The sequence below is a fragment of the Leptospira fainei serovar Hurstbridge str. BUT 6 genome, assembly GCF_000306235.2.
Lineage (GTDB): Bacteria > Spirochaetota > Leptospiria > Leptospirales > Leptospiraceae > Leptospira_B > Leptospira_B fainei.
Window position 1 is genome coordinate 157,172 of record NZ_AKWZ02000001.1, and the last position, 17,085, is coordinate 174,256.

General features: G+C 44.3%; 15 protein-coding genes. 1 reads left to right on the forward strand and 14 read right to left on the reverse strand.

The window, feature by feature from the left end:
- Positions 1 to 52: 52 nt before the first annotated feature.
- From LEP1GSC058_RS00695 to LEP1GSC058_RS00730, 8 genes are all read right to left on the reverse strand, one after another.
- Complete coding sequence (locus LEP1GSC058_RS00695; protein WP_016547573.1) at positions 53 to 841, reverse strand: Lp29 family lipoprotein; 789 nt, start codon at positions 839 to 841, stop codon at positions 53 to 55.
- Between the two features lie 181 nt (positions 842 to 1,022).
- The gene (locus tag LEP1GSC058_RS00700; protein ID WP_016547675.1) at positions 1,023 to 1,505 is read right to left on the reverse strand and encodes an Lsa16 family lipoprotein adhesin; all 483 of its coding nucleotides are present in this window, start codon (positions 1,503 to 1,505) and stop codon (positions 1,023 to 1,025) included.
- An 11-nt stretch (positions 1,506 to 1,516) separates the two neighbouring features.
- Positions 1,517 to 2,740 carry a membrane protein gene (locus tag LEP1GSC058_RS00705; protein WP_016547736.1) on the reverse strand — a complete coding sequence of 408 codons (1,224 nt, stop codon included), beginning with the start codon at positions 2,738 to 2,740 and terminating at the stop codon, positions 1,517 to 1,519.
- A complete protein-coding gene (locus LEP1GSC058_RS00710; RefSeq protein WP_016547486.1) occupies positions 2,740 to 3,342 on the reverse strand; it encodes a c-type cytochrome in 603 nt (200 codons plus the stop codon). Before LEP1GSC058_RS00710 ends, LEP1GSC058_RS00705 begins: the two co-directional genes overlap by 1 nt.
- Before the next feature lie 10 nt (positions 3,343 to 3,352).
- The gene (locus tag LEP1GSC058_RS00715) at positions 3,353 to 3,904 is read right to left on the reverse strand and encodes a DUF3341 domain-containing protein (protein ID WP_016547566.1); all 552 of its coding nucleotides are present in this window, start codon (positions 3,902 to 3,904) and stop codon (positions 3,353 to 3,355) included.
- Complete coding sequence (gene nrfD / locus LEP1GSC058_RS00720; protein ID WP_156860625.1) at positions 3,904 to 5,271, reverse strand: NrfD/PsrC family molybdoenzyme membrane anchor subunit; 1,368 nt, start codon at positions 5,269 to 5,271, stop codon at positions 3,904 to 3,906. The genes LEP1GSC058_RS00715 and nrfD overlap by 1 nt, the downstream gene beginning before the upstream one ends.
- Before the next feature lie 27 nt (positions 5,272 to 5,298).
- Positions 5,299 to 8,373: a TAT-variant-translocated molybdopterin oxidoreductase gene (locus LEP1GSC058_RS00725; protein WP_016547690.1), complete on the reverse strand. Its 3,075-nt coding sequence runs from the start codon at positions 8,371 to 8,373 to the stop codon at positions 5,299 to 5,301.
- Positions 8,374 to 8,392: 19 nt separating this feature from the next.
- Positions 8,393 to 8,899 (reverse strand): cytochrome c3 family protein, encoded by a 507-nt coding sequence (locus LEP1GSC058_RS00730; RefSeq protein WP_010412238.1) that lies wholly within the window; start codon positions 8,897 to 8,899, stop codon positions 8,393 to 8,395.
- A gap of 284 nt (positions 8,900 to 9,183) precedes the next feature.
- On the opposite strand from LEP1GSC058_RS00730, the gene LEP1GSC058_RS00735 reads away from it, so the two are divergent.
- Entirely contained in the window at positions 9,184 to 10,101 is a 918-nt protein-coding gene (locus LEP1GSC058_RS00735; RefSeq protein WP_016547495.1) for an endonuclease/exonuclease/phosphatase family protein, read from the forward strand.
- Positions 10,102 to 10,546: 445 nt separating this feature from the next.
- Here the strand turns inward: LEP1GSC058_RS00735 and LEP1GSC058_RS00740 are convergent, their stop codons facing one another.
- The 6 genes from LEP1GSC058_RS00740 to sufB form a co-directional block, all read right to left on the reverse strand.
- A complete protein-coding gene (locus tag LEP1GSC058_RS00740; RefSeq protein WP_016547633.1) occupies positions 10,547 to 11,230 on the reverse strand; it encodes a TetR/AcrR family transcriptional regulator in 684 nt (227 codons plus the stop codon).
- 288 nt (positions 11,231 to 11,518) lie between these two features.
- Positions 11,519 to 13,234 carry an ArnT family glycosyltransferase gene (locus tag LEP1GSC058_RS00745; RefSeq protein ID WP_016547532.1) on the reverse strand — a complete coding sequence of 572 codons (1,716 nt, stop codon included), beginning with the start codon at positions 13,232 to 13,234 and terminating at the stop codon, positions 11,519 to 11,521.
- A 43-nt stretch (positions 13,235 to 13,277) separates the two neighbouring features.
- Positions 13,278 to 13,574 (reverse strand): Cys-rich protein, encoded by a 297-nt coding sequence (locus LEP1GSC058_RS00750; protein ID WP_039947800.1) that lies wholly within the window; start codon positions 13,572 to 13,574, stop codon positions 13,278 to 13,280.
- A gap of 31 nt (positions 13,575 to 13,605) precedes the next feature.
- Complete coding sequence (rlmN, locus tag LEP1GSC058_RS00755) at positions 13,606 to 14,682, reverse strand: 23S rRNA (adenine(2503)-C(2))-methyltransferase RlmN (protein ID WP_016547776.1); 1,077 nt, start codon at positions 14,680 to 14,682, stop codon at positions 13,606 to 13,608.
- A complete protein-coding gene (locus LEP1GSC058_RS00760; RefSeq protein WP_016547544.1) occupies positions 14,682 to 15,557 on the reverse strand; it encodes a tetratricopeptide repeat protein in 876 nt (291 codons plus the stop codon). Before LEP1GSC058_RS00760 ends, rlmN begins: the two co-directional genes overlap by 1 nt.
- 43 nt (positions 15,558 to 15,600) lie before the next feature.
- Positions 15,601 to 17,016, reverse strand: coding sequence for a Fe-S cluster assembly protein SufB (gene sufB / locus LEP1GSC058_RS00765; protein ID WP_016547588.1), 1,416 nt, complete (start codon positions 17,014 to 17,016; stop codon positions 15,601 to 15,603).
- Between the last annotated feature and the right edge of the window lie 69 nt (positions 17,017 to 17,085).

A 17,085-nucleotide genomic window follows, 5' to 3' on the forward strand; every position in this document is an offset into this window, starting at 1 on the left:
TTTTCTTTCTAAGCTGTTCTAAATCGCTCACATCATTATTTTTCAACAACATTCACTTTGAATTTAAAAACTGCACCAAATCCGATTCAAGCTCCGGTAATACTGGCTTGAAAGCAAAAGCCGGCACCGAGTCGAATTGCTGAAAATCGCATCCGCTTCCGGCTTGACATCCTTTGGGATTCGGACTCGCCCAAACCGCTCGATAAACGAAATAGGATGAATCATATTCTTTTGACCAGACTTGATTCAAATTTTTGTCATAAACTAAAACTTTAGTGGTCGCGTCCGACCATAAGAGAGATGGAATTAACCCGACTGTTACCATGGAAAATAAGTGGGTGAGAACATGTATGAAAGTTAAACCTATATTCGATTCCTGGAAAGCAGGGCTAAGAATTCCCAAAACATAATAATCCGCCCCTAAATCCTTTAATTGAATCGTGGATTCTTTTGCATTCGGATCCTCTTTAGATACTTGGACGACGGACATGACCTCTTCTATACCCGATTTCTTGACGGCATTGATATACGTTTCAGCAAAGGCTTTTACTTTTTCCGGGGGAATATCTTTTCTGATTCCTTTTACTTTAAAATTCTCGGCGGGCTTTCCAATTTTCTCCGAAAGTTGAATTCGTTGTGAACGATTCACGGTCGCAGTATAGGTCCTACCGGCAGATGTGACTTTATAAGGTAAAAAACCGACAAAGACAACGGACAGGTTTTTTTTCAATGTTATAGGAGGGATATCCGCTTTTGCCTCTTTAAGAATATAATGAGAATTGCACGAAAAAAGAAGAAGGGCGAGCAGAATGCGCGTGGAATTTTTTATACTGAGTTTCATCACTTTATCTAACCCTTTACTTCGGAGATAAAGACAAGAAAAAGAGAAATTCGGACAAATTATAAAAGCCGATTAAAATAAAAAAGCCGCCGAACAATTCGTTCAGCGGCTTTCGTTAACCGACTACTTGCGATCGCAGAAAAATAGTCCTGCTGAATCCCAGCCGACTAAATCTAATATATTAGTTTTTCTTTTCCTTCAATTCCGGAGCTAATTCCGCTAAAGGAATTTTTTCCTTCGGCAGATTTTTATAAACTTCGAATTCATATCCCTTTGAATAATGATCCAAATCGGTCGGTTCGTAGAAATATTTATAATCCTTACGATAACCCCATGCAAAAACGGAATTTTCCGGATTTTGGTTTACGACCAAACATGTCGGACTCACCCAACCTTCCGTCTTTTCGGTTTTTATTCGAACCAATGATCTTGGATGAATGGCATGATTTCTGTAATCATAAACTCTGACTACGGTCCCGACGGCTAATTTTCCGACAACTACCGGATTTTCCTTTTCGTCGGAAAGAATGCCGACCGCCGGTTCCAATCCTTTTTCTAAAGTCGGGCAATTTACATTACCGACAATCTGTGCCGAGCTGGAACATGCAACCAACACGAGGGTCAACGTTCCAAGGATCGCTAAATTAGTTATTCTATTTTTCATGGATCCTTCCTCTATTGGTGATGATGGAGGCAATCTTCCAGCCTCGGATCGCCGACCGGAATCAGCGGAGCTTTTTCCAAACGTTTTAGAAGAACCAGTCCGAACAGACCGATCATTCCGACTACGGAACCTAAACTTGCTATATAACCTCCGAGCGAGAAGTCCACGAAGTTTGCCGGATAGACTAACCAGAAAATTTCCGTCGCTTGGGTAAAAAGAATCCAAACCGCGACTTTCACTAAGAAGTTTATATCTCGTTTATTGGGGCGGTTTAATAGAAGTAGGAAAGGAACCGCAAACTTGATCGCCGGAATTGCCAACGTAAGATATTCCCAACCGCCGGTTAAGCGTTGTTCAAAGAAGAAAGTTTCTTCAGGAATATTCGCGTACCAGATCAGCATGAATTGAGAGAATCCTACGTAAGCCCAAAACACGGTAAAGCCGAGCATGAACTTACCTAAGTCATGAATATGATTTTCATTCACGAGATTTCCCAGATATCCCTTCTTCTTTAGGAAATAGGCCACTACGACGAAGGATGAAAGTCCGGCTTGGTAGGCGGCTGCAAAGCAATAAACTCCGAACATAGTGGAGAACCAATGCGGAGTGAGAGACATGATCACTTCGAAAGAGACGAGCGAGAAAGATAAAGCGAAGAAAACGATAAATCCGCCGGATAACTTCGCATTGAATTGAGTATGCTTTACTTCTTTATCCTTATCTTGTGCGATAGATCTCGTATAGAATAGATAGCCGAATGCGGACCATACTACGCTTAAGAAAATGAGAATTCCCGTGAAGAATCCCATGTTCAGTAACGGTTTTTTATGTTGAAGAAGATGATCGTGCGCGACGGCTTCCTCATGGGTCCATTCGTATAGATCGTGAGCGCCTAAGGTTAGGATGACCAATAATACGCCCGCGACCGGAAGAAACATACCGTATCCCTCCGAGATCCTCCGCAAAGTTACGGGCCAATGTGCTCCCGTGATATGACCAAGCGCAGTAAAAAAGATTCCGGCTATCGAAATACCGAGAATGAAAAAGGTTCCAACCAGATAAGCAGACCAAGCCGGATTGGAATGTCCGCCGTCATGACGTAGATTTTCGTGACCGAAGCCGAAGGCCGCAATCGCGAGACTAACGAGACCGACAATAATCATTCCGATCAGTGCCGTCCTGGTTTTGGAATCCAGCTTATAGTTGATGAGGTTTTGTTCTACCTTAACGTCCATTATTTCTTAGCCGTTTCCTTGTTGGTCTTATTGTCGTGATCCTGAAGCTTCCGGATATAGAGGACGATCTTCCAACGATCTACGGGATCAATCTGTGAAGCGTAACTGTTCATGCGCCCCTTCCCTTCGGTGATCGCGTGATAAATCTGTCCGTCCGAATATGCTTTTGCACTTGCGGATATTAGAGCCGCCATAGGACTTCCGTCACTCTGTCCGGCATTCAATTTCGGAGCCGGTCCCACTACGAAACCGTTTCCGGCGCCACGGACTCCGTGACAAGGACTGCAATAAGTTTGATATTTATCTTCACCGCGTTTAAGATTTGCGAAATCCGCTTTGAAAGGATTTGCAAGACCTTTATTAGGAATTACTGAAATATCCAGACCTTTATATTCGTAAGGAAAGTAACCGACTGGTACGGCGCCCTTAGGAGGAAGACGAACCGCAGAATTGTTCGCAAAGAACGGTTCGGCTTCCTGTGCTTCCCTTGCGATCGAATCGGCCATATCCGGCATGTATTCTAGAGGAGGAGTCTTTGATTCGCAGTTCCATAATAAGAGCGCTGAGAATGAAAGAATGGAAAACTTTTTCAGGGAAATCATTTCGTTTCTCCTATTTCACCGTCTCGACGTATTTAGCGCCCAGACTTTTAATGAACTCGGTGACGGAACTTTCCGAATAGTTTGCTGAGTTGGACGGAATCCAAAGAGCAAACTTATCGTTAGTAATGTCCGGATGTAAGACTTTCCGATTTAACTTCGGCAACTTAGCAAGAATGAAGAGCGCTACAGCCGTGGAAACCCCCGCCATGAAAACGGTGAATTCGAAAGTGATCGGAATGTATGCAAACCAAGCGTTCAAATTTTTGCCGGAGATGTTCAGAGACCAATCATACTTATGAGTTAGGTATTGCATTCCGAACCCTACAACGCAACCGAAGAGCCCCATAAAGAAAGTTACCCAAGGTAATCCTGAACGAGCAAGGCCCATGGCATCGTCGAGTCCGTGAACCGGATACGGAGTCAAACAATCGAATCCGGTGTAACCTTTATCTTTCGTCTTTTTCGCAGCCTCGATAATTTGGGCAGGAGTATCAAATAATCCGAATACTCCCGATTCCGTCTCTTGGAAAGAATGGAATTGTTCTTTAAATGGTTTATACATTAGTGATGACCCCCGTCTTTATGAGGCATAACCGTTTTTATTTCCGCTACTGCAATCACCGGAAGTAATCTACAGAAAAGAAGGAAGAGAGTGAAGAAGATACCGAACGTTCCGAGGAGCATCATGAAATCGTAAACCGTCGGAATATAAACGTCCCAGCTCGAAGGTAAAAAGTCCCTGTGAAGAGTCATTACGATGACGAAACGCTCGAACCACATTCCGATATTTACTATAATCGAAATGATGAACATAACAGGAATGCTGGTCCGTAATTTCTTCCACCAGAAGACCTGCGGAGCAAAAACGTTACAGCTAAACATAATGAAATAAGCCCATCCGTACGGTCCGAACGCTCGGTTTACGAAGGCAAATCCTTCGTATTCGTTACCGGAATACCAGGCCATGAAAAACTCAGTTGAGTAGGCTAATCCTACGATCAAACCGGTTACCATAATCACCTTGTTCATGTTTTCCAGGTGTTTCATAGTGATATAGTCTTTGAGATTAAAGACTTCTCTCGCGATGACCATCAAAGTCACCACCATGGCAAAACCGGAGAAAATGGCTCCTGCAACGAAGTATGGGGGGAAAATGGTCGTATGCCAGCCTGGAAGTATCGATACTGCGAAGTCGAAGGACACGATCGTGTGCACAGAAAGAACGAGCGGAGTGGACAATGCGGCGAGAATCATCGCAACCGTTTCCAAGTGCGACCAAGCTTTATTGGAACCAACCCATCCGAAGGAGAGAATATCGTATACCATTCTACGAACTTTGCCGGTGGCTCTGTCGCGAACAGATGCGATATCCGGAATAAGTCCGATATACCAGAATACTAACGAAATCGTTAAGTAGGTCGAAACTGCAAATGTATCCCAAATCAAGGGGGATCTGAAGTTAACCCAAAGAGGTCCGCGTTCGTTCGGATACGGAAACAACCAATAACCCATCCACGGACGTCCGATGTGGATGATTAACGTCGATGCCGCCGTTAATACTGCAAAGATCGTCATAGCTTCGGCAGCCCGGTTAATACCGGTTCTCCATTCTTGGCGGAATAGATATAGAACAGCAGAAATCAGTGTCCCTGCGTGACCGATACCGATCCAGAATACGAAGTTGACGATAAAGAATCCCCATCCAACAGGATTATTGATCCCCAGGATATAAAGACCTTCATATACAAGGTATCCAATGATACCCAAATCGATTACGGTAATCGTTAAAGCCAAAAGAAAGGCTTTCCACCATAGGGAAGTAGGAAAGGCTTCGACCGGCTTGAGGATATCCTCCGTTACGTCACGAACGGATTTGCCGCCGGTGACCAGGGGCTGGATATCCAGGGCTTCTTTGATTGCGTTAGGTATAGACATAGCGCTTCGTTTTACTCCGGATTAGATCTTGGTTCTGACCCTGGTCAGGTAGGCGACCGCGGGACCGACGTTTAGATATTCTAGCAAGCGATAAGCTCTTGGATCCGCGCTGAGTTTTGCGACTTCGGAAACTTTATCATTTACGTTTCCAAAACTGATCGCGTCGGCCGGACAAGTTTGCTGGCAAGCAGTCTTAAGTTCGCCGTCTTTTAAAGTGCGACCCTCGTTCTTGGCTTGGATCTTTTTTTCGGCGATACGGGAAGAACAGAACGTACACTTTTCCATGACCCCGCGACCACGAACGGTAACTTCCGGGTTAAGACCCAGATAGCGAGGAACTCGTCCGCCTTTATGGGCGCCGGTTTCGTTGTACCAGTGTTGCGCCCAGTTATAGCGACGTACTTTAAACGGACAGTTGTTCGAGCAGTAACGGGTCCCTACACAGCGGTTATAGATCATGTCGTTCGTTCCTTCCGAACCGTGAACGGTTGCCAGAACCGGACAAACCGTTTCGCAAGGAGCGTTTTCGCAATGCTGACACATGACCGGCTGATGAGCGATTTGCAAATCTTCAGGTTTATCGGGATTACCGATATAATAACGATCGATTCGAATCCAATGCATTTCGCGACCGACTCGAACTTCGTCTCTACCTACTGCGGGAATATTATTCTCGACTTGGCAAGCGATTACGCAGGCAGAACAGCCGGTGCAAGCAGTTAAGTCGATACTCATTCCCCAACGGTAGCCGGGATATTCGAATACGGGATTTCCGCCTCGAGCATCGACCAACTTTCCGTCTTTCTTGATTTTCGGGATTTCGGACTCCGCTTTTCCGGAGGCCGGATCATTCCGATAGTCTTCAATCGAAGTGGATTGAATTAAAGGCCGATCAGGATAGCCGAAACCGGGCGATAGCATATGATGGTGCTGAGTACAGGCAAGTTTATATGTCTTTCCGGTCTTCTCAATTGAGGTCACGGAAATTCCGGAGAACACGCCGCTTTCCGATAGAAGGTAGGCGTTCTTTCCTACGCCGTTTCCGACAACACCTGCTGCCGTTCTTCCATAGCCGACTGCAATACCGATCGTATCCTTATGCATACCCGGTTGAATTTGTGCAGGCAATTCGATCGACTGATTCGCAGTTTTTACGATAACAACATCGTTGGATTGAATGCTCTTCTCTTTTGCAAGTTGAGGAGAAATCAAAACGTAGTTGTCCCAAGTTACTTTTGTAACCGGATCGGGAAGTTCTTGTAAAAGAGAGTTGTTTGCGCCTTTACCGTCGCCGATTGCAATCTTCTCGTATAGAGCCAATCGGATTCCGGCAGGCGTTGAAGAAATTTTCTTCAGTGCACCGCGGTTAAATCCGCGGGACGCACCTGTCGCAATCTTACGATCGGATGCTTTTACGGTAGTTCCTACGCGAAGTAAATCTTCCCATTTTTGTTTGGAACCGAGCTTCTTGACCCATGAGTTCTTTAGGTATTCGTAAAATACGCTTTCTCCGCCGAGCGAGCCGCCTGCGAATTGAATCAAGCTATCTTCGAAAGAACGGGAACGGAAAAGAGGCCTGATTGCAGGTTGCTGAATGGAGAAAATTCCTTTCGTTACTTCCTCGTCTCCCCAAGATTCCAAGAAATGCGTGGTAGGTGCCAAGTAATTGGATGCGAGAGCGGTTTCGTCCGCGCGATCCGAAAGACTTACAACCAGCGCGGCTTGGTGAAGAAGGTTTTTCCATTCCTCGCCCGCTTGGTATACCAGGTTGGTATCGTATAAGAAAAGAACCCCAACCTTAGTTTGCTTGAGTTGAGCGCTCAGTTCCTTTAGATTTCCGGAATAATCGGCCAATCCTTCTTTTTTCGGATTGGAATGATCTACGGTTTTTCCGTCATTGTCCAACGCGGAATTCAAGTAGTTCACGAGGATCTGAAGATCCACGGCATCTTTAGTGGCTGCGGAAAGTCCACCCGCAACGACTAACGATTTCCCTTTATTTTGCCAGAGAGCTTTTGCGGTTTTCTTAATATTTTCCGCATCTAATCCAAGCTCTGTAGCCAAACCGGCTAACGTAGCTCCGTTCAGAGCGTCTTTAGTATTAGCTCCCAGTTCTCCTAGGGCGGCAGCGATCGCAAGCGCGAACTTTGTCTGGTCTCCCGGACGAATCGGAAGGCGAAGATCGGCGTTGGATCCCGATAAAGTCGGAATGGATTCCGCCGCAACGTAGAAGTTTACGTCTTTTCCACCCTTTCTGAGATTTCTACGTTTGGAAAAATCTTTCTGGTGCTCAGCTCCTGAAAGCCATCCGCCCATAAAATCACAATCAATGGAGAGAATCGCATTCGCTAAATCAAAATGATAGTTAGGAATTAAGCCTTTTCCGTAAGAAGCCGCCTGACCTTTGGAAACCGCTTCTTCGGCGGAAGTTAAGGAAACTTCGTAATGTTTTCCGCCGCCAACCGCCTTCAAGAACTCGCCGATGAGTCCTTTAGTTGCCGGAGAATCCAATGGGCGAGTTACAATGACTGTTTTGCCTTTGTTTGCATTTAGCGCCTCGCGAACTTTCGAATCTAAAGCCGACCACTCCAATTTGGATTCTTTCCCGCCCTCGATCAGCGCGGGATCTTGCGCGCGATCCGGATCGTATAAATCGAAAATTGCCGCTTGTTCAGTCGCGCCTAAGGCCCCTTGAGAAACCGGATGCTCCGGATTTCCTTCTAACTTTAGAGGTCGACCGTCTCTTGCTTTGACAAGAATCCCGTTTCCACGATGTACGGTTGCGTAATAGTAAGAATGGCCGTGCTTAACGAAATCGTATGTTTCTCCTTCGTCGCCGACTCTCAAGTCCACATAAGGAACGATTTTTTCAACGGGTTTACGGACGCAATTAAGGGAAGTCATCGCTACTCCCGCGCCCATTAATTTAAGGAAAGTTTTTCGGTCGAATTCACCGGATTTAATCCTAGCGATAATCGGATCCGGAGAAGTGAAGAATTCGGAACGTTGGAGTTCCTTCGTCTCTTCCGTTTTATCGCGGAGTTCGAAGGAGAGCCAGTGCGCTTTCTTTTCTTTCTGGAAATTCTTATTATCCATCTGTTATGCTATCTCCTGGTTATCTGTGGCAGGTGGAACAATCGGTTGGAGCATTGTTTTCCCGGTGACAATTCACGCAATACCCCATATTCAAGGACGCGACTTGTTTGACTTTTACCATCTCGGCTACGTTGCCATGACATTGGGAACAGTCTACACCGCGCTGAATATGCCGGGAGTGATTGAACTGAACATGATCGGGAAGGTCATGGACCTTAACCCACTCAAGAGGTTGCTTCTTCTGGTAAGTTTCGATAAGATATTTAATGTCGGGCTTTTGAGTCGCCACCATAGAGTGACAATTCATACACGTCGATGTGTTCGGAACGGTTGCATGAGCTCCCGTTTCCACACCCGTATGACAATATCGGCAATCTACCTTATTGTCTCCGGCATGTATCTTATGGTTAAAGGGTATGGGCTGATCTGGCGAATAGCCCACGTATTTGGAGGGAGAAAAAATCAGGTAGGCCACCGCTGCAATAGCAATGAGCGGAACCGAAAGTTTCAAAGCTTTCTTATTCATTCGTGAAAAGTCCCGTGGAGTCCAAAATAAGGTTTGGAACAAAGATTTCGGCTCGGGTTAAAATTGCAAGTAAACGCCTAAAAACGCGAAGGATTCGGCGATCCTTGCAAAAATTCTTTGAGACTAAGTATCAATTAAAAGCGGGCGAAAAAGAGGAATGATAAACGCAACTTTTTGATTTATCTGCTCCTATAGAGTCGAGAAAAGCGTTCTATGCGCAAAAGATCAGAACGATCGTTCTTAAGAACTTGCATAAAACTTAAAATAGAGGGACGAATATCATAATGAAACGGGCAAAAAAAATTCTGAAATGCGACGATCGAGGACAAATATTTTTTCAATTTCTATCGATTACTCTGTCCGCGTTGACAATAACCTGCTCCGTTGCTGCGGATAGCTCTCCTTTCAACCTCGTAATTTCCAGCTTTAACGCGATGTTCTTATACGATGAAAAGGGAGATACGGGTAAATTTCCGGTAAATCGTCAACCGAGAATACCCGCGGATTTCGAAACGATTCGAGCTTTAGTTCTACAAAATTCACCGGATATAATCGGATTTCAGGAAATCGAAAGCGAGTCGGCAATCAAAATGATTACAAATGAAAACTACAACTGTTCCGCGACCAGAACCCACGGATATTCCCAGGAGGTGGGACTTTGCTGGAAAAAAGCTCTGCCGAATCCGATGTTAAGCGAACTTCCCCAACTTTCGCTCAGACCGGGCTTAAGAAAAGGATTGATGGCGGAGTTTCCTTTTCCGCAGGGAAAATTCACGGTGATTTCCGTGCATCTAAAGGCAGGTCAATCCGCCGAAGACCAGTCGGAACGCCAAGAGCAAATAAAGGTATTGGGTGAAATTTTAGCGAGAAAGAGAAGATTCGTTCTCTTGGGAGACTTTAACGAGAATTTAAAATCGAGACGATCCTCATGGAACATATTGAAAGGAGAACTTCGTTTAACGACGGCAAATTATAAGGCGAAGTCGAATTGTTGGCAGCATAAGAAGGGATTTATCGATTACCTAATTACCGATCAGGAATGGAAGCCGGAAAGCTTTCGACAATTTAAATTTAAAACGGACGACGGACAGTATGACGGAAATCCACCGGAAGAACTAAGACTCTCCGATCATTGTCCGATATCGGGAGAATTGATTTGGAGGAACGATAGAAGCCGTCGCAATTCCTATATTAGAAATTAAAAATGTAAGAACGAGGCCCTCTTTCTTTCCGAAAATTTTAAAGGTGTTAGCCGAAAGCGGCAAATGCGCGCTTAAATCCCTTTCTGTGGGAGCTCCAACAAGAATGGGCGGCCTAAAAATCTCTTGCAAACCGGATGAAAATGTGTTATTGGGTTCGACGGGTACCGCCGCTTGCGCTCCAGCCCCCGCCCAGGAAGGGTGGGGCTAACAAAAAACTCATTCGACTAAAATCATGAAAGAGATATTCTCTAAATAGAATCTCGGGAGAAAATCAAAGGAAAGGAAAAGTGATCCCAGGGAACCCTGGGACCAAAACCAAACCAGGCCACAAAATAGCCTACTTAAGAATTCGGCGGGGTTTCGAATTTTCCTCTACTTTTTTTCCGACGATTGCATTCCCGAATCAAATTTATTCGGTAAAAAAAGTTCAGTCAGACTGCAAAGGTTAGCGGTACATATCGTTCAGAATCGGATTTTTTTCGAAATTCGAATCTTTAGCCAAAGCCCGTTTCCCGGATAATGAGGCGGAATTCGAAATCAATCGATGCATCGCTGACTTAGCCTCGATCAATGCCTCTTTTTCTCCCAATAATTGGAACGTTAAATTTAACGCTAATTCAAATCCGAGAAAAGCAAAGGCTAGCGACTTTGGAACGACTTCCGATTTTAAATGTCCCAAGCTCTTCGCTTCCTGAATTACCTGCGATAGTCCTAACTGCCACTCTTTGATCATGGCGGCTACCGCATCTCGAACCGCTCCGGGCCTGCAATCAAACTCCGCTGATACGGATGCAAAGAAACATCCCCCTTCCGATTGCCTTACATAATCCAACCAACTGTCAATCAATGCAACGAGACGCTGGATCCCTTCAGGCATCGAGCGAATCGGATAGATTACCTTTCGGATAAACTTTTCTCGGCCTGCTCGGACTGTCGCAATTTGCAAATCTTCCTTTGTACCGAAATGTCCAAGCAATCCTGCCTTACTAATTCCGGCCGCATCCGCCATTCTTCCTATTGTTAGGGCTTCTAAACCTTCAATCGTTGCCACTTTTACGGCTAGATCGAGCACCCGTTTTCGAGTCGCTTCTCCACGCAAAATATGCGTAGCAGTTTCAACTTTTTTCATAAGCCTCCAAAGGACTAACGGGGGAAGGATTTCGCCATCCGACTCGATCCACATTATTTTTTTTAAATAAATACAAGCCTTTAGCAAACGATCGAGTACAGCCGATCTACGGCAAATCCCCTCCCGTCTTTTGCAAATCGCTTCAATTCAACCTCATTACGATTGATTACCGTCGAATACTACTCGAACTCTAAATACCACCGATCGATCGGTAACTAATCAAACGAAAACGCCCGTTTTAAATTAAATTTAAGACTGACGGAAGATTAGAAATCGATTGATAAACGATTATTTTTCCGGATTTTTAAGCCGGATTTTCGCTAAGTAAACTTTGGATACTACGGATTCGCGTTTTGACTTCAGGAAAAATTTCCCTTCCGGTGTCGCGACTTTGTAGCTTGGAAATTCGGCCAAAATATCCACATCCACTTTATCTTGCATAAATTCGGAGAAAGAAGGTAGAAATTTCTCGGAAACAACGATCAATCTTTCTCCGTCTTTATTCAAAGCTTCAAATAAAACATCCGGATCGAATAAGGTTCTTGCAAATCGTTTTGCGTAAAAAGCGTAAGATCGCTTGGATGCGGGAACGCCGAATAACAAAAGTTTATCCTTGTTGGGTTCTGCTTCTTGAATGATTTTCCCGATTTCTTTAGAAGGTTGATAGGAAATCAGAAGCGGATATGCATAAACGCTAACTAATGTAAAGAAAAAGGAAGTGGATATAATCAGAGCACTCAAAATTCTCTCTTTTTTACCGGATAAAAACCAAAGCGCTGTAGCAGCCGCTGCATAAAATAGCGTCCACCCGATATATCCGAAGCCGACAGTCACCGACAAAACCGGCAAAAGAATTCCGGCAAGTAAGAAAAGCGCACATGTAGCCCAGGTAAGAATTCGTCCCCAGTCGATTAAGCGACTTTCTTCTCCGGAGATGAGATTCATTAAAAATCCCGAACCCAAGACTGCAGCGGCCGGCAAGCACCAATAAATGTATTGAGGTAACTGGTATTTCGAAAAACTGATTAAGAAGAGAAAAACAAACAGCCAAAAAGCCGGAACAAAATCCGCTTCCTTCCAAACGTTACTTCGAACGGAGGAAAATAAAGCGGTCCCCTTTTGTCGAAGAAACGGTACCGCTTTCCCTGAAATATAAGCCAGAAAAGGAAGAATGAAAACTCCGAAAGCCCAAGCAAAATTCGCGTAAAAGAATCCAGGATTAAATTTCTGATCGTACATCTTAACGTAAAAGCGACCGAACGATTGTACCCATAGGAAGAAATAGGGCCCGTAAGTGTTAAACTCAAGATAGAGAGGAATCGACCATAGAAGCGGAGGCAGCGCGGCGATGATGACGCCTGGAAACAACTTCATTCCCGACAAGCGCTTCCAATCTCGGCGGAAGAGAATATCTCCTCCGATTCCGATTCCCGGAATTACGACTGCAATCGGGCCCTTAGTTACGAATCCTAAACCCATCACAACATACATCGCATAATAGTATGCGGAATTTTTCTTAGTTCCTAAATAATAGAACGCAAAAACCAAAATGATATACGGGGTCACATATACGTCGATTTTCGGATCGACAACCATCGCGTACAAGCCGGGAGACAACGCATACAAAAGAACTGCCAACCATCCCTGCTTTACACTTCCTGAATACAATTTTGTGACGGTAAAAATTCCCCAAAGAGAGAGGAACGTAAGCAGTATTGCGGGTAGGCGGAAAGCGAAATTATTTTGTCCGAATAAAACGAAAGAACTCGAAATACTCCAAAACGTTAGGATAGGTTTATCAAGATAGCGTCTTCCATTATCCCTAATAAAAAACCAATCTCCGCTATCCGTCATTTCTCGGGAAATTTCGGCATATTGGGAGGAATCGATATCGATAACGTCCAAAGGAAACGTCAACAACATTGGTAGGATTGCAATTGCTAGTAGAATCCAAATTACGAATTTTCTTGAGAAGAGAGAATCGTTTTGAACGATTGATTTCATAATAGCTAAGCTCCGGAAGAAACGTATAAGAGGGAACGGAAAATCAATCCATTAACCCCGATTCCATGATACAGCGATTGAACCCTTTACAGGTTTTTTCACTTTCATAGCAAGGAACCGCAAATCCTTGTTCCCTGAGACAACCCGATTCACAATCGATCGTGACAAGAGTTCGATCGGCATCGGTAATGACTTGTTTTCCTTTAAATTCTTCTTCCGCGCAGGAAAGATAAAATTTACAGATTTCCTGACATTTTCGCTCATAAGGATTCTTACAGGAGAAAAACGTAAGTATGAATAACAAAATAGGAAAGATTCGCAGATAGAGAATCGGCTTCATTCTCTCCATTTTCTCGACCGCTCAAAGACGGTCAACTTTTTGAAGCGAGCATGCCGCATGCGCCGTTAATATCCTTACCGGGAGAACGACGATTTAAAATAGGAACTCCTGCCGGTTCCAGCTGGGCGATGAATTCGTCCACTTCAACCGAGGTCGGCCTACGCCAACCGAAGAATTCAGTATTCAAGGGAATAACGTTAATTTTGCAGTCCAGCTTTCGGGCAATTCGTACCAATTTTTTGGCATCTTCACTGCTCATATTTATGCCGGGAATCATCACATATTCGAAAGTAATTCTTCTGCGTAGAATTCTAGTATAGTCCTTGGCAGCTTCGAGTAGTTCCGGCAACGAGAATTTTTCCTCGATATCCATAATTTCTTTCCTGCCGGCCGGATCCGGATGATTCAAGGAAATTGCTAGATTATAAGGTTCTTTATTCTCTATATATCGACGGATTCCGTTTACTACCCCTGAAGTGGAAATAGTGATCCTTCTGGATCCCAATCCGATGGCTTCGGGATCGCGAAGAATTTTTGCGGCTCGAATAACGTTAAAGTAATTATGCATAGGCTCACCCATTCCCATAAATACTATATTCGTTGCCCTATCGCCGACGATACTTTCCACCTGTAAAATCTGATCCACGATCTCCGAGGCCTTCAAATTTCCCTGATAGGGAAGTTTTGCTGTGGCGCAAAATTTACAATTGAGAGTGCATCCTACTTGAGAAGAAATGCAAATCGTCTTTCTTCCACCGTCTCCAGAGGGAATCCATACCGACTCGAACTCTTTACCGCTGCCTAAAGTCGATTCGAAGGTGAATTTTTGAGTTCCATCTATGGATTTCAGATGCTTGACTACGTTGAGTTTTGTAAGGGAAGCGACCTCTTGAAGTTTTCTACGAAGGTCTTTTCCTAAGGTGGTAAATTGATCCCAGGACTCGTAACGATTAGCGTAAAGTCCATTATAAATTTGTTTTGCTCGAAACGGCTTTTCTCCTAAGGAAGAAAAAAGAGCGACAAGTTCCTCTAACGTTTTACCTTTTAACGGGGTCAAAACTCCGGCGGACAGTTTGGAAGACGAGGATTGCTCGGTATAAGCTTCCATCACTTGCAATATTCCTGAATCATCTCATTTGCGGTGGCATATCCACCCTCGAGGGAAAGCTTGAAATCATCGCATGCATTCGTCTTTTTGCGAACGGCCAGATAACATAGTCCTCGATTATAGTACGACTGGCCTCCGTCTTTCGGATTTAAAAGAATGGCCTTTGAATAGGCATTAATGGAATCATTGTATTTCTTCAGGCCGTAATATGCGTAGCCGATCTGGAAGTTTGCGCGAGAACTTTGTGCATCGAGTCGCACCGCTTCCTTTGCATCCTTCAAAGCCGCAGTCGGTTGCTCGGAAAGATTGTACAAGATGGCGCGATTCACATAAGCTTCCGCATATTTCGCCCCAAGCTTAATGGCACGATCGATATCCTTAAAAGCCTCGTCTCTCTTTTCTAATTCGCTTTTGCAATATCCCCGATACAAAAGTATATCGAAATTGTCCGGTTGAATTTTGAGAGCGGTATCGAAGTCAATTTCAGCTTCGGAAAACCTACCGAGGCTATATTTTGCTAATCCTCTATTATAAAGTGCGGACGTATCCGAGGGAATCTTTTCAAGATAGCGATCATATTCCCGAATCGACTTTTCATAATCTTTCTGTTCGTATGCGTCAAAACCGGCTTTGAAAATATCGGTCGGTTCTTCGGACGGATCGGTTAAATTAGAATCCGACGGTTCGGGGCTTTTAGAAGTTAGATCTCCCCAAATCGTTCGAAGCAATTCCGAGAATTGAAACGTATCCTCCGAACGCGCAGATGACGACGTACTTAGGGCATCCACCTGATTTTCCGTAGTACGAGTAAAAACGGAGAAAACCGCTAAAAGTAAGCCGAGGAGAAGAAAAAAACCAAGGAAGCGATTGATCATGGAAATAAATTATGGCGAAAAGGAAGAAAACTTCCAGCTCTTTTTAGGTTACGACAGAGTCGCTATGCTCGGCGATTACCTTACCGTCCTCTAAAATCATGCGAATCAGTCTAGTCATTTCGACGGAATACTCGACATTCAAGTGTTTAGTAACGCCTTCGCAAAATCCGTTAATGACTAGCAACTTAGCGTCGTCCTCCGACAATCCTCTTGATTGTAAATAGAACAGCTGATCTTCGTCGATTCTAGACACCGTCGCTTCATAATTCAATGTGCCGTTCTGTCCGCTAACATCGTTGTACGGATATGCATGAGACTGAGAACGATCATCCATCATCAGTCCGTCGCATTTTACGTGACTATACGCATTAGAAGAACCTGATGCGAATTTCACTAGGCCGCGATAAGAGTTCGTACCTCCGTCCAGAGAAACTCCTTTCGCTAAAATATTGCTTCGCGTATTCTTACCTACGTGAATTATACGGGCTCCTGTATCCTGAATCTGACCTGATCCGGCAAATGCAAGAGATAGTATATCTCCGGTTGAATTATCTCCTTGAAGAATAATTCCGGGATATTTAACAGTATTGGCCCCGATATTGACGTCCGTCCAAGTGATATGCGCGGATTCATGACAAATTCCCCGCTTCACCGTCCAGTTATACATATTCTTTTTCCAATTCTGAATCGTTGTATAGAATATCTTCGCTTTATTATGTGCGACCAACTCCACAACAGCAGTATGAAAATTCGTTCCTTTATCCTGCACGGAAGAACAGCCTTCCGAATATTCCAACTCGGCGCCTTCTTCCGCAATGAGGAGAGTACGTTCGTATTGACCGGAAGAAGCCGCAGTGACTTTAAAATACGCCTGAAGCGGCATAGGAGTCTTAACTCCTTTTGGAATATAAGCGAAGGATCCTCCGGAAAAAACGCAGGAGTTCAATGCCGAAAACTTATTATCTCCGATGGAGACTACGGTTCCTATATGTTTACGCACGATTTCCGGATATTCGCGGATAGCGGTATCGATATCGCAAAAAATGATTCCTAGTTCGGTAAGTTCTTTCTTAACGTTCGCATAAACGGTTTCGGAATCTTCCATAGCTTCGATCCCGGCTAGATACTTTCTCTCGTGCTCAGGTATACCTAAACGTTCAAAACTTTTTAGGACCTCTGGATCGACTTCGTCCCAGGATTTTTTTTTCTTATGATTGGCGCCTATATAATGAACGTATTCATCGATATCCACGTGAAAATTAGGGAAAAAACCCCAAGTGGGCATCGGTTTACTTTGGTATATCCGGAAAGCTTCCAGCCTAAATTCCGTTAACCAAGTAGGCTCATTTTTTATGTGAGAGATCGACTCGACGACTTTACGGGTCAGACCTTTGGGAAAATTATCGGCTCGATAATATTTTTCTTCATCTAGACCAAGGGTTTCCAGTGTTTGTGCCATTGCAAATCCCCCTTTACTATTTAGACCTTCCCTATCGGGAAAAACGATTCAAATCGAAGTTAAACCGAT